Origin of the sequence: Pseudomonas sp. UBA1879 (assembly GCF_002338065.1) — a bacterium.
GTDB lineage: Bacteria > Pseudomonadota > Gammaproteobacteria > Pseudomonadales > Pseudomonadaceae > Aquipseudomonas.
The window spans coordinates 25,742-38,105 of sequence record NZ_DDHJ01000002.1 but is presented as its reverse complement, the minus strand read 5'-3'; the positions used below and the strand labels follow the sequence as shown (position 1 = coordinate 38,105).

The 12,364-nt window shown below is 58.6% G+C and carries 14 protein-coding genes; 5 read left to right on the top strand and 9 right to left on the bottom strand.

Annotated features, from left to right (window positions below; translation table 11 throughout):
• Positions 1 to 65 precede the first annotated feature (65 nt).
• From cgtA to rplU, 3 genes are all read right to left on the bottom strand, one after another.
• Complete coding sequence (gene cgtA / locus B3N48_RS01950; RefSeq protein ID WP_296178849.1) at positions 66 to 1,289, bottom strand: Obg family GTPase CgtA; 1,224 nt, start codon at positions 1,287 to 1,289, stop codon at positions 66 to 68.
• Positions 1,290 to 1,534: 245 nt separating this feature from the next.
• Positions 1,535 to 1,807: a 50S ribosomal protein L27 gene (rpmA, locus tag B3N48_RS01945; RefSeq protein WP_093464730.1), complete on the bottom strand. Its 273-nt coding sequence runs from the start codon at positions 1,805 to 1,807 to the stop codon at positions 1,535 to 1,537.
• A gap of 36 nt (positions 1,808 to 1,843) precedes the next feature.
• Positions 1,844 to 2,158, bottom strand: coding sequence for a 50S ribosomal protein L21 (gene rplU, locus B3N48_RS01940; protein ID WP_093464734.1), 315 nt, complete (start codon positions 2,156 to 2,158; stop codon positions 1,844 to 1,846).
• Positions 2,159 to 2,399: 241 nt separating this feature from the next.
• Between rplU and B3N48_RS01935 the strand changes: the two genes are divergently transcribed.
• Together B3N48_RS01935 and B3N48_RS01930 are read left to right on the top strand one after the other, a co-directional pair.
• Positions 2,400 to 3,368 (top strand): polyprenyl synthetase family protein, encoded by a 969-nt coding sequence (locus B3N48_RS01935; protein ID WP_296178848.1) that lies wholly within the window; start codon positions 2,400 to 2,402, stop codon positions 3,366 to 3,368.
• A gap of 242 nt (positions 3,369 to 3,610) precedes the next feature.
• The gene (locus B3N48_RS01930; protein WP_166598370.1) at positions 3,611 to 3,853 is read left to right on the top strand and encodes a hypothetical protein; all 243 of its coding nucleotides are present in this window, start codon (positions 3,611 to 3,613) and stop codon (positions 3,851 to 3,853) included.
• A 118-nt stretch (positions 3,854 to 3,971) separates the two neighbouring features.
• On the opposite strand, the gene B3N48_RS01925 is transcribed toward B3N48_RS01930, so the two are convergent.
• The 5 genes from B3N48_RS01925 to B3N48_RS01905 form a co-directional block, all read right to left on the bottom strand.
• Positions 3,972 to 4,589, bottom strand: a complete 618-nt coding sequence (locus B3N48_RS01925) for an FKBP-type peptidyl-prolyl cis-trans isomerase (RefSeq protein WP_296178847.1) — start codon at positions 4,587 to 4,589, stop codon at positions 3,972 to 3,974.
• A gap of 99 nt (positions 4,590 to 4,688) precedes the next feature.
• Positions 4,689 to 4,994 (bottom strand): DUF6482 family protein, encoded by a 306-nt coding sequence (locus B3N48_RS01920; RefSeq protein WP_296178846.1) that lies wholly within the window; start codon positions 4,992 to 4,994, stop codon positions 4,689 to 4,691.
• Between the two features lie 199 nt (positions 4,995 to 5,193).
• Entirely contained in the window at positions 5,194 to 5,682 is a 489-nt protein-coding gene (locus B3N48_RS01915) for a TIGR00645 family protein (protein WP_166598367.1), read from the bottom strand.
• Between the two features lie 181 nt (positions 5,683 to 5,863).
• Positions 5,864 to 6,196, bottom strand: a complete 333-nt coding sequence (locus B3N48_RS01910) for a hypothetical protein (RefSeq protein WP_296179129.1) — start codon at positions 6,194 to 6,196, stop codon at positions 5,864 to 5,866.
• 185 nt (positions 6,197 to 6,381) lie between these two features.
• Complete coding sequence (locus B3N48_RS01905; RefSeq protein WP_296178845.1) at positions 6,382 to 8,814, bottom strand: Lon protease family protein; 2,433 nt, start codon at positions 8,812 to 8,814, stop codon at positions 6,382 to 6,384.
• Positions 8,815 to 9,095: 281 nt separating this feature from the next.
• Between B3N48_RS01905 and B3N48_RS01900 the strand changes: the two genes are divergently transcribed.
• Together B3N48_RS01900 and B3N48_RS01895 are read left to right on the top strand one after the other, a co-directional pair.
• Complete coding sequence (locus B3N48_RS01900; RefSeq protein WP_166598365.1) at positions 9,096 to 9,584, top strand: DUF3015 domain-containing protein; 489 nt, start codon at positions 9,096 to 9,098, stop codon at positions 9,582 to 9,584.
• Between the two features lie 77 nt (positions 9,585 to 9,661).
• Positions 9,662 to 11,521, top strand: coding sequence for a DUF4105 domain-containing protein (locus tag B3N48_RS01895; protein ID WP_296178844.1), 1,860 nt, complete (start codon positions 9,662 to 9,664; stop codon positions 11,519 to 11,521).
• A 75-nt stretch (positions 11,522 to 11,596) separates the two neighbouring features.
• Here the strand turns inward: B3N48_RS01895 and B3N48_RS01890 are convergent, their stop codons facing one another.
• On the bottom strand, positions 11,597 to 11,794 hold the full coding sequence (locus B3N48_RS01890; RefSeq protein ID WP_296178843.1) for a heavy-metal-associated domain-containing protein: 198 nt from the start codon (positions 11,792 to 11,794) through the stop codon (positions 11,597 to 11,599).
• A 154-nt stretch (positions 11,795 to 11,948) separates the two neighbouring features.
• Here B3N48_RS01890 and B3N48_RS01885 point away from each other — a divergent pair, with 154 nt between their 5' ends.
• The gene (locus tag B3N48_RS01885) at positions 11,949 to 12,329 is read left to right on the top strand and encodes a hypothetical protein (protein ID WP_296178842.1); all 381 of its coding nucleotides are present in this window, start codon (positions 11,949 to 11,951) and stop codon (positions 12,327 to 12,329) included.
• The last annotated feature ends 35 nt before the right edge of the window (positions 12,330 to 12,364 follow it).

Here is a 12,364-nt window from a genome sequence, read left to right as displayed (position 1 = left end):
AGAGTACAAATCCGAGATACTAAAACGCCGCTGAATTCAGCGGCGTTGTAGTTTACTTCAGTCGATCACTCACGAACGTAAATGATTTCCGGACCGTCTTCATCGTCCTCGAAATCTTCGTCCCAATCGTCATCACCCATGTCATGCACGCTTTTCACGCCGCTGCGGCGCAACGCACGCTTGTCGTCCAGCGCCTGCAACTGCGCTCGTGCCTCGTCTTCGATACGCTGATCCAGTTCAGCCAACTCTTCGGCGTAGGCCGGGTCATTGGCCAGACGATCCGCCCGGTCTTCCAGATAACGCATGATGTCGTGGCTCAGGCGCTCGGTGCCCTGCTTGGCAATCGCCGCGATCATGTACACCGGGCCGGTCCAGTTCAGACGCTCGATGATCTGCGCCTTGACTGCTTCATGCTGATCTTCCGGAAGCATGTCGCACTTGTTCAGCACCAGCCAACGATCACGATCCGACAGCGCCGGGCTGAATTTGACCAGCTCGTTGACGATCACTTCCGCAGCATCAGCCGGATCGCTCTCATCCAGCGGCGCCATGTCGACGAGGTGCAGCAGCAAGCGGGTACGCGCCAAGTGTTTGAGGAAGCGAATGCCCAAACCTGCGCCATCTGAGGCGCCTTCGATCAGCCCCGGGATGTCAGCGATGACGAAGCTTTTCCAGCGGTCGACACTGACCACGCCCAGGTTCGGCACCAGCGTGGTGAAGGGGTAGTCGGCGACTTTGGGCTTGGCGGCCGATACCGAACGGATAAAGGTGCTCTTGCCCGCATTCGGCAAGCCCAAAAGACCCACGTCCGCCAGGACCTTCATTTCCAGCTTCAGATCACGCTGCTCGCCCGGCTTGCCCGGCGTGGTTTGACGCGGCGCGCGGTTGGTACTGGATTTGAAGCGGGTGTTACCCAGACCGTGCCAGCCGCCGTGCGCCACCAGCAGGCGCTGACCGGCCTTGGTCAAGTCGCCGATGATTTCCTGGGTACTGGCATCGATGACGGTAGTGCCGACCGGGACGCGCAGGACCAGATCTTCACCCTTGCGGCCGGTGCAATCCGTGCTGCCGCCGTTGGAGCCACGCTCGGCATCGAAGTGACGGGTGTAGCGGTAGTCGACCAGGGTGTTGAGGTTTTCGTCGGCGATCATGAAGATCGAGCCGCCATCGCCACCGTCACCCCCGTTAGGGCCACCGTTTTCGATGAATTTTTCGCGACGGAAGCTCATGCAACCGTTGCCGCCGTCACCGGCCTTCACCCGTATGGATACTTCATCAACAAATTTCATAACGCACGCCTCCCGTCACAAAGACGAGCAAACAACATAAATTCATAAGGCTCTTGCAAAGATGAGCGTTGCGATACCGATCAAAAACCAGCGACTTCACACCACAACGGCCCACACAAACAGCTTTGCAAGAGACTCACCAAAACCAGCACTTCTACAAACGAAAAAGCCCTGTCATCGACAGGGCTTTTTTGCTCGAGCAGCGCGAAGGCACGTACGCCTTCGAACGACCCGAGACTGCAAGATTATGCCGCGGCTTGAGCCTTTGGCACGATGCTTACATAGCGACGACCGAAGGCGCCTTTGACTTCGAACTTGATCACGCCTTCGACTTTAGCGAACAGGGTGTGATCCTTGCCCATGCCAACGCCGTAGCCAGCGTGGAATTGGGTGCCGCGCTGACGCACGATGATGTTGCCCGGAACGATGACCTGGCCGCCGTACATCTTGACGCCAAGGCGTTTGGCTTCTGAGTCGCGACCGTTACGGGTACTACCACCAGCTTTTTTGTGTGCCATGAGTTCAATACTCCTATTAGGGTATCAGGCTGAAATTCAGGCCTGGATACCGGTGATTTTGATCTCGGTGAACCACTGGCGGTGGCCCATACGCTTCATGTGGTGCTTACGGCGACGGAACTTGATGATGCGGACTTTATCGTGACGACCTTGGGAGATCACTTCAGCCACAACGGTAGCACCGGCAACGACTGGAGCGCCGATATTGACGTCATCACCGTTGGCAACCAGCAGAACGCGGTCGAAGGTAACGGTTTCGCCAGTAGCGACTTCCAGCTTTTCAATTTTCAGGTATTCACCTGGGGCGACTTTGTACTGCTTGCCACCGGTAACGATTACTGCGTACGACATGGTATTTCTCCGAAAATCCTGCTCACCCAGCGCTTTATAAGAAGAGTATCGGCTGGCATGGCTGCATGGGGCTGGAAAGGCGCGTCATGCAATTGCGTAAGGCAGGTGCTGCCCAGGAAAGTTAGGGTGCGCGATTGTACGCAAGCCGCGAACGCCTTGCAAGCGGCGTTACGTCACGCCTTGACAGGGTGGGGCCTGCGACCTAGCATGCCGCGCAACCCTTCTGGAGCACGTCTCGCTGATGCAACCCCAAGCCTTCTACCGCGCTGTGGCGGACGACTTTACAGCCGTCGACCACATTATCAAGAAGCAGCTGACATCGCGCGTGCCGCTGGTCTCGAAAATCGGCGACTACATTACTTCAGCTGGCGGCAAACGTCTGCGTCCATTGCTGGTCCTGCTGTGCGGTAAAGCGCTGGGCAGCGGCGGCGATAATCTGCGTTTGCTGGCGGCGACCATCGAATTCCTGCACACCGCCACCCTGCTGCACGACGATGTGGTCGACATGTCCGGGATGCGTCGGGGCCGCTCGACCGCCAACGCCATGTGGGGCAACGCGCCCAGCGTTCTGGTGGGCGACTTCCTTTATTCCCGCTCCTTCGAAATGATGGTCGAGCTGGGTTCGATGCCGGTCATGAAGATCCTCTCGAAGGCCACGCGTGTCATCGCAGAGGGTGAAGTGCTGCAGTTGTCGAAGGTTCGCGACGCCAGCACCTCCGAAGAAACCTACATGGAAGTGATTCGTGGCAAGACAGCCATGCTGTTCGAAGCCTCGACTCACAGCGCCGCCGCCCTGGCCAACGCCAACCATGACCAGAGCGAAGCGCTGCGTACGTTCGGCGATCACTTGGGTATCGCCTTCCAGCTCGTTGACGACTTGCTCGACTACCGCGGCGATGCCGAGACCATGGGCAAGAATATTGGTGACGACCTGGCGGAAGGCAAACCGACGCTGCCGTTGATCTACACCATGCGCGAAGGCACGCCTGAGCAAGCGGCACTGGTGCGCAAAGCCATTCAGAAAGGCGGCCTCGAAGACCTCGAAAGCATTCGCGATGCTGTCGAGAAATCCGGCGCACTGGATTACACCGCTCAGTTAGCCCGTGATTACGTGGCCCGCGCCATCGCCTGTCTGGACGTCCTGCCTGCCAGCGAATACCGGGATGCATTGATCGAGTTGAGCGAGTTCGCTGTCGCCCGCACGCATTGATCGACGTCCTGCTCCACTGAAACGCCCGTCCTAGCGACGGGCGTTTTCGTTATGGCGCCGTAAGTCTTGTAGCAGCCGGCTTGGTGGCTCCTACAACGATTGCCCAGGGAGAGAATAAACGGTAGGGACGTCCAGCATGACTCAAATCAGTTTTGCTGCAAAATGCGAATCAATCTCAAATAGATCCTTGCTATTCCTCAGATAGGAATTATTCTCATTGAAACTTTTCAAGGAGAACCGACATGACCTATCTGATCGATGCTTGGCTGGATCGACCACACCCTTACCTGCGCATTTTGCATCGCGAAACCGGCGAGGTATGCGCGGTGCTGGAAGAAGACGCATTGGACGAATTGCGGGATCAGGGGGATCTGGACGTCAACAGCCTCAGCTCATGCGAACCGGGGATTCAAAAAGAGATGGTGCGCAGCCTGTTCTTGTTCTGCTACGCCCGAGCGTTGCGCCCGGCCTGTGAACTTCATTAATCAGCTGCAAGTGGCGAGCTACACGCCGCAAGCTTTTCGTCGTCGACTGTACGATCAAGGCCAGTCAACGACGCACTGCTTTTAACGGAAAGCTCACCCCTTGCAGCTTGCCGCTGTCTTAGAGGACGTCAAGCAGCTCGACGTCGAACACCAGCACGCTGTGTGGCGGGATGCTGCCAACCCCTTGAGCGCCATAGGCCAGTTCGCTCGGCACGTACAGGCGCCATTTGCTGCCGGCTTTCATCAGCTGCAATGCTTCAGTCCAACCCGCGATCACGCCGCCCACCGGGAATTCAGCGGGCTCGCCACGATCGTAGGAGCTGTCGAAGACGGTGCCGTCGATCAGCATGCCGTGGTAGTGAGTACGCACGTTGCTTTCGCGGGTTGGCTGAGCGCCTTCGCCTTGGGCGATGACTTCGAATTGCAGGCCCGACTCCAGCGTCGTGACGCCTTCACGCTTGGCGTTTTCAGCCAGGTATTGCTTGCCAGCACCCGCAGCGGCTTCCGCTTTTGCAGCCGCTTCGGCCTGCATGACTTCACGGATCACCTTGAAGCTAGCCGCCATTTCTTCCTGGCTGACACGGCTTGGCTGGCCGCCGAATGCATCGGTCAGACCGGCCAGAATAGCGTCCAGGCTGACGCCCGGTGGCGGGTTGTCGCGCAGTTGGTCACCCAGCTGGCGACCGATGCCGTAGCTGACGCGGGTTTCGTCGGTGGACAGATTGACTTCGGACATGCTGCTGCTCCGCTTGATGAACGCCCGCAGGCGCCCTGAACTAAAAGGCCGAGCAGCCTAGCACATCTGCCCTCCGCGCCCTAGGCAAGCAACCCGCCGTCACCAGGCCGAGCGAATGGAGATGGGAACGCGCACGACCTGCTCTTCGGTGTCGTGGATGCCACACATCTCGTCGTGAACCACGGCGTGCACCAGATTGAACGGCAGACCCGAGACCGATTGCAGCACGTCCCTGGCGTGTTCGACCGAGCGCAGATGCAGGATTTTTCCCTGGGCATCGTTCAGCGGGTGCGCAGCGCCGTGCATGCGCGCTTCGAGCAGGTAGATGCCGCCTTCCATGGAGATAAGGTTGAGTTCGTCGATGCGGCCAGCACTGGCGTGAGCGGTGAGTTCCTGAAGGTTCATGAGAGGGTCGTCGTTGATCCAGGAGGGAGAGCAAGTGACAAGTCTCGTCCAGCGTGGTGAGAGCACAAGAAAAAAGCCGGGCCGCTGGTCAGTTTCTGTTCAAAACGCCCACTGTAGGAGCCGGCGTGTCGGCTCCTACAGGGAATGGCCAAGCACCACCGGCAAGCGGAGCTGCTACGGCGTAGTCAGCTATCCGACCTCAATGTTTGGTCAGCTTGTCCAGATACCCCATCGCAAATGCCGATACCACGAAGGTCATGTGAATGATCACGTACCACATCAGGTATTGGGTCTCGATGTTCTTGGCATCCATGAACACCCGCAGCAGGTGAATGGAGGAAATGGCCACGATGGACGCGGCGACCTTCATCTTCAGCGACGAAGAGTCCATTTTGCCCAGCCAGTTGAGCTTTTCCTTGTCTTCATCGATGTCGAGCTGGGACACGAAGTTCTCGTAGCCCGAGATCATCACCATCACCAGCAGGCCGCCAACCAGCGCCATGTCGATGAGCGACAGCAGCACCAGGATCAGGTCCGACTCAGCGAGGGAAAACACATTAGGGATGACGTGAAAGATTTCCTGGAAGAACTTCAGCGCCAGCGCCAGAAGACCCAAGGACAAACCAAAGTAGATCGGCGCCAGCAACCAGCGCGATGCGTACATGGCATTTTCGATAAACCGTTCCATTGAAGCTCACAGGTAATTGAAAGCCCGGGAGTATAGGGTCATGGTCTGTTGGCACAAGTGGTGATGAAAAGAAATGAAACACTTAAGCAGCCAAGGCTGATGCCAATGGCAACCAACGAACACCGCCACAACATTCAATGACAGCAATACCACGGGGCGTTCGTCGATCTGTCGGTGACTATCAGCTGACCGGGGAGGTCCGCTGACCATGGGTGGCGTCGCCATTGATCCGTCGCAATTCACCTTGCAGGTGAAGACTCCAGATCGGGATTTCTTCCGCCGTCTGATAACCATGAAGCGCCAGGCTTTCGGCTATTGCGTCCAGCACGGACTCGGCAGCGACCGGGCCATGAAATGGACCCTGCGCTTTTAACGCGGAAGGTTGTTCTCCAGACATCCCGGCAGCGAACAGCAAAGTCCACATACCGTTATCGCCAGAGAGAGGGCGAACCACACATTCGATACGGGTCTCGAGACCCAGGCATTGGCGAGTAAGACAGAGGCTGCGCGGCATGGCGAGCTCCTCGTTGATTGCAGTATTCATTCCCTTGGTACAGCGAAGGAAACGCGTCAGTCCCTTTGACCACTGCTGCAACCCGACAATATCGAAGAAATACCCCACAGGAAAAGCGTAAAAACGAAAAGGGCGCCGAATGGTCATTTTGCCATCAAACGCCCTGTTTCATTGACGTCAAAGCCTTAACTTTTCAGCTCTGGCTGTAATTGTGGCGCCTCTTTTTCGAGCTCTTTCAGATCATCTTCGCTGAGCATTTCAGCGATATCCCGCAGACGATCCACGACCCGGCCATTGACCGAATTTTCCGGGAATTGCCCCTCTTCGTCGGCTTCCCCCACTGGCTCTCCGACCAACAGGCTCAGCGCCTCGTCCACCTGACGCACGGCGTAGACGTGGAATTGCCCGGCGCGCACCGCCTGCAACACACGCTCGTCGAGCATCAGCGTTGCGACGTTGGCTTGGGGGATGATCGCGCCCTGATCGCCCGTCAGACCTCGGGCTTCGCAGAGTCGGAAGAAGCCTTCGATCTTCTCGTTGACCCCGCCTACCGCCTGCACTTCGCCGAATTGGTTAATGGAGCCGGTGATAGCAAAACACTGCTTGAGCGGTGTCTTCGACAACGCGGAGATCAGCGTACACACCTCGCCCAGCGAAGCGCTGTCGCCGTCCACGTAGCCGTAGGACTGTTCGAGGGCGATGCTCGCGGAAATCGCGAGCGGAAATTCCTGTGCATAACGGCTGCCCAGATACCCCGTGAGAATCATCACGCCCTTGGAGTGGATCGGCTGGCCGAGGTTGACCTCACGCTCGATGTCGACGATGCCGCTGCCGCCCGGATACACCGTCGCGGAAATACGCGCCGGCACCCCGAAGGCCGAGTCGCCGACTTCCAGCACGGTCAAGCCGTTGCATTTGCCAACTGCGGCGCCTGTGGTGTCGATCAGGATGATCCCGGCGAGCATGTCGTCGAGAATCCGGGCGGACACGCGACCGGTGCGGGTGGCCTTGGCCTTGAGCGCGCGCTCGATGTGCCCGGCATCGGTCCGTTCGTCGTTGGCCAGGCTGCGAATGAAATCCGCCTCGCTGACCAACTGGAACAGATCGCCGATTCGCGCCGACAACCGCCCTTGATGCTCAGCGAGCCGAGCGCTGTAGGTGGCCAGTCGCGCGACAGCGTCGGCAGTCAACGGCGCCATGCCTTCTTCTGAGGTACGGGTTTTCAGCAATTGCGCGAACTGCTCCAGGCTTTCGTCGACCATCGGGATGTCTTCGTCGAAGTCCACCAGCACCCGGAACATCTCCTGGAAGTCCGGATCGAGGTCCTGAAGCGTGTAATACAGCGAACGAGCGCCAATGATGATGACCTTGACCTGCAACGGAATGGTCTGTGGCGTCAGGGTCACAGTCGCGATACGGCCCAGCTCGCCCAACGGCGATTCCATCTTGAGCTTGCGCGATTGCAGCGAACGCTTGAGGGCATCCCACACGAACGGCTCGCTGAGCATTTTCTCGGCTTCGAGGATCAGGAAGCCGCCATTGGCCCGATGAAACGCCCCCGGACGCAGTTGGCGATACGTGGTGTACAGCGCGCCCTGGTCGGTGCTGTATTCGATGCGACCAAACAGGTTGTCGTAGGTCGGGTGCGGCTCGAACACCACCGGCGCCCCGCCGCTGGCCGAATGCCCGACCACCAGGCTCGGGCAGTATTGCTCTTCCAGCAGCTTGCGCGCCTGAGCGTCGGTCTTGCTGTCGTCGACCAGTTGCTCGACCACGGTTTTCAGCAGATTGACCTGCATGGCCTGCAGATAGGCGCAGACCGCAGCGTTCTCGGCGTATTGCTCGGAGAGCGGCGCCAACAAGGGCTGCAGCGCCAGAATGATGGTCTCTTCATTCAATTGACGCATCTGATTGTTGGACTCGCGCTTCCACTGCGGCAGGCTGGCGAGCTCTTCGTTCAACCGCTCTTCCAGCGCCGAAATATCGGTGTGGAAACGCTCGCGGTCGGCTTCCGGCAACTGCGAAAATTCGGCCTCGTCCAGCGCCTTGCCTTCCAGCATTGGGGTGAAGGCGATGTTGGTGCTGTCACGATAAAGGGCGATGTCTTTTTCCAGCGCCAGGCGCTCGATCACATCCAACGCTTTGTCGTAGCGCTGATTGAACGCGCGGTCGATGCTGCTTTTCTTTTGCTGGTAAGACGGGTGCTCGAACACGGCAGGAAAAGTCGACAGGAGGTTGTCGATCAGTCCGTTTATGTCTGCGATGAACGAACTGGCGCTGCCCGGTGGCAACTCTACGGCGCGAGGCTCGCGGGGCTCGTCGAAATTATTGACGTAGACCCAGTCGGACGGGGTCTGCAGGCGCTTGCCCTCGGCCTTCAGGTAGCGCTTGACGAACGAAAAGCGCCCGGTGCCGGGTTCGCCCATGACGAAAACGTTGTAGCCAGGACGGGGCATGGCGACCCCGAACTGTAAGGCCTCGACTGCTCGCTCCTGGCCGAGTACGCCGCGAAAGGGTTCCAGATCGTTGGTTGTCGTGAAGCTGAACTGTTCAGCGGAAAAGGGGCGGGTCAGCGCCTCAGGCGCAAGTCGCAGGCTGGCAGCAACAGAATCGGGCATCGGACATCCTTACATCAGGCGGGGCAGATGGGGGCATTCTGGCGCTCGCTGCACCGGACTGGCAAGGCAAGAACTCGCGCAATCGTTTTCTTCATCAGGAAGCGTCTTACACGCCCCGAAGGCCGTGGGCTACATGCAACAAACTGCAATAACCCACGGAACGTTCAGATCGTGCCTAAACTCCAAGCTGCGCGGCCGGTACAAAACGAATAACCGGCCCGACCTGACGCCGTTATCGGTCAGGACTCCGACCCTTGGTTGAAACAACAGAGACTAAAGCTATGAAACGGATTCTTCTTGGTACTCTCCTCGCCGCAGCATCCCTGAACGCCATGGCTCAAGCCCCAGGCGGCCCAGACTGCGGTTGGGGCAACATGCTGTTCGAAGGGCAACGCGGCACGCCGGCGCACTTCCTGGCATCCACTACCAACGGCACCTCCGGTAACGCCACGTTCGGCATGACCTCGGGCACCAACGGTTGCTCCACCAACAGCGCGCTGACCTACGGCGGCAAATCCTGGTTTGCCATGAACGGCATGATGGACGAGCTTTCCAAAGACATGGCCATGGGCCAAGGCGAAGCACTGACCACTTACGCGGTCGTGCTGGGCGTAGCACCGGAAGACCGTGCGCACTTCGCCGCTGTCACCCACGAGCACTACACCCAGATCTTCAACAAGGCCGATGCCACTGCTGAAGACGTGCACACCAACACCATCGACGTCCTGAAGAACGATCCGACTCTGGCCAAATACGCAACTCAAGCCTAAAGTCGTGACACCTGCCTCCCCTCTCGGGAGGCAGGATTTTTAACGCCTTCCGCCCCTCTTTGATTAGTTGCCACTCTATGCTCAAACGCCTTGCCTGGCTGGCGCTCTGTGTCTGCGCCCCGCTGTATGCCGCGCCACATGTCGATAATGCACGTTTGCAGCAACTGGCCGATTCCAGGTTCTGGATCGCCATCGGCCATTATGAGTCCGGCAAGCTCGGCGGCTGGCGTAGCTATGTCGATGACCCCAAATTCTTTCTCGCTGTCGATGGCGCCCATGACCCCAAGGCTGAACTGGCCGCGACCCTCGACGCGATTTATCGCCCTGTCGTGCAAGGCAAGGAAGATCTGCATCCGCAATGCGTCTACCCTTCGCGCACGCGCTTTCTGCGGACCGAGCTGAAGCTCACTGACCTGCCGGCCGTGGACTGCAAGGAATTCAACAAATGGTTCTCTGACGTGGCGCCGGACAGCACCGTCATGATCTTCCCCGCCGCCTACCTCAACAGCCCCTCGTCGATGTTCGGCCACACCCTGCTGCGTATCGACCAGGCCAATGTGCAGGCGAACAAGACCGCCCTGCTCAGCTACGCGATCAATTTCGGCGCTTACATCGAAGGCTCGGACAACAGCATTCTTTACGCGTGGAAAGGCCTGATGGGTGGCTACCCCGGCCTATTCGCGCTCGTGCCGTATCAGGAAAAACTCTCCGAGTACCGCAGTCTCGAAAACCGTGATTTGTGGGAATACCGCCTGAACCTGACGCCAGAAGAAACGCGGCGTATGGTGGAGCACGTGTGGGAACTTAAGCAGATTCGCTTCGGCTATTTCTTCTTCGATGAAAACTGCTCCTACCGTCTGCTGGAGCTGTTGCAGGTCGCGCGTCCGAGCCTGAACCTCACGCCGCAATTTCGCCTGACGGCCATTCCCACCGACACCGTACGCGCCGTGAAAGACGCCGGGCTGGTGGAGAAGATCGATTATCGGCCGTCGAAAGAGCGCGAGCTGCTGAGCCGCGCCGAGCCCCTGAATCACGATGAAAAGCAGTGGGTGCTGAAGGTCAGCGCCGACCAGCAACAGTTGCAAACCCCGGAATACCTCGCCGTACCGAAGGACCGCCGAGCATTGATTCAAGATGCGGCGTATCGGCTCGAACGCTATCGCGCCAATGGCGAAGAGCGCGATGCTGCCCGCTCGCAACGCAGCTACGATCTGTTGAGGGCGATCAGCAGCAACCCGCCGCCAGCATTGGAAATCGAACGTCCAGGTTTGCCTGAAGACGGCCACGAATCCCGCACCTGGCAGCTCGGCGCGGGTACGCGGGACGACAAGGCTTTCGCTGAATACGGGCTGCGCATGGCCTATCACGACCTGAACGATAATGCCTACGGCTTCCCACTCGGCGCTCAGATTGAAATTCTGCAATTGAAACTGCGCCAGTACGAGAACAACAAATGGCAGGTGCAGCAGCTGGATCTCGCCACTATCCGCTCGCTCACACCGCGTAACGAGCTACTGCAACCCTGGTCGTGGCAAGTCGCAGGCGGTCTTGAGCGCGTGCTTGGGAAGCATGGCGATGAAAACCTCGTTAGCCACGTCAACGGCGGCGCGGGCGGCACCTGGAAGTTAGGGGATGACGCGCTAGGCTTTGCGCTGGGGACAGTGCGCATCGAACACAACAATGACTTCGACGCGCTCGTCTCGCCTGCGGCGGGTTTCAATACAGGCGTGCTATGGCGCAATCCGCTGGGCAATCTGAGTCTTGAGGGCAAAGGCGACTACTTCACCAACGGCGAAGTGCGTCGCACGATCAGTCTGAATCAGCAGTGGGAATTGTCGCGAAACCTGGGACTGCGGCTGAGCGCTCAACGCGAGTTCAGCGAGCTGACGTCGCCGGTGAATGAAGTGATGCTGGAGTTGAAGTGGTATCACTATTGAATCGAGCCGGTTCTGTTTGCCCAACAGGGCGCAGTGTGGGAGTAAGGTTGCTCACTCCCACAGGTCATCGATCAATCACGCCATCTTCGCGGTATACCCCTCCTCCACAATCAATCCGATGATCTGGTCGGCGGCCAGTTGGCTCTGCACCGCGACCTCCCCCTTTGCCAGGTCAATCTGCACCTCGGCAGCCGGGTCTTCACCCTTGATCGCGTCGGTAACGGCGCGCACGCAGTGGCCGCAGGTCATGCCTTGCACGTTGAAGATTTGCATGTCGTGATTCCTCTGTAGGGTGAGATACATCGAACGTCGGCATCTTCAACCTTCCCGCCGTGGCAAGGTCAAGTTTTCAGCGGAGCTGCCGGGCTGGTATTCGTATGACAGCTGAGCCAAAGTGTTTCATCAACATACATCAGGAGTATCGGCCATGGGCGGGTCTGCCTTTCGCATCGCTGGGTTTATCGGTCTGCTGGCTTCCGCTTCGTGGGCCCAGGCCGATCAGGATTACGGCGTGCTGATCATTTCCCGCGAACGCCTGGAAGTGGCTACGCCTTGCGAAATTGGCATTTTCCTGCAAGACCAACTGGTCGGACGGCTGTTTCAGGAAGAGTCGGTTTCTTTCAACCTGCCCGCGGGGGACCAATCCGTCCGTCTGCGCGTCCTGCCTTCACAAATGCCAGGGTGTTCGCCCGGAATCGAAGCGCAAAACAACACGCGCATTCACATGAATGCGGGCGAAATCGCCAAATACCGCATTGCCTCCGGGCCGAACGGGATGTACCTCAAGCGCGCCGACCTCAACTATTAGGCAGCAAACCAGCACGACGCGAAGCGGCGTCGTTT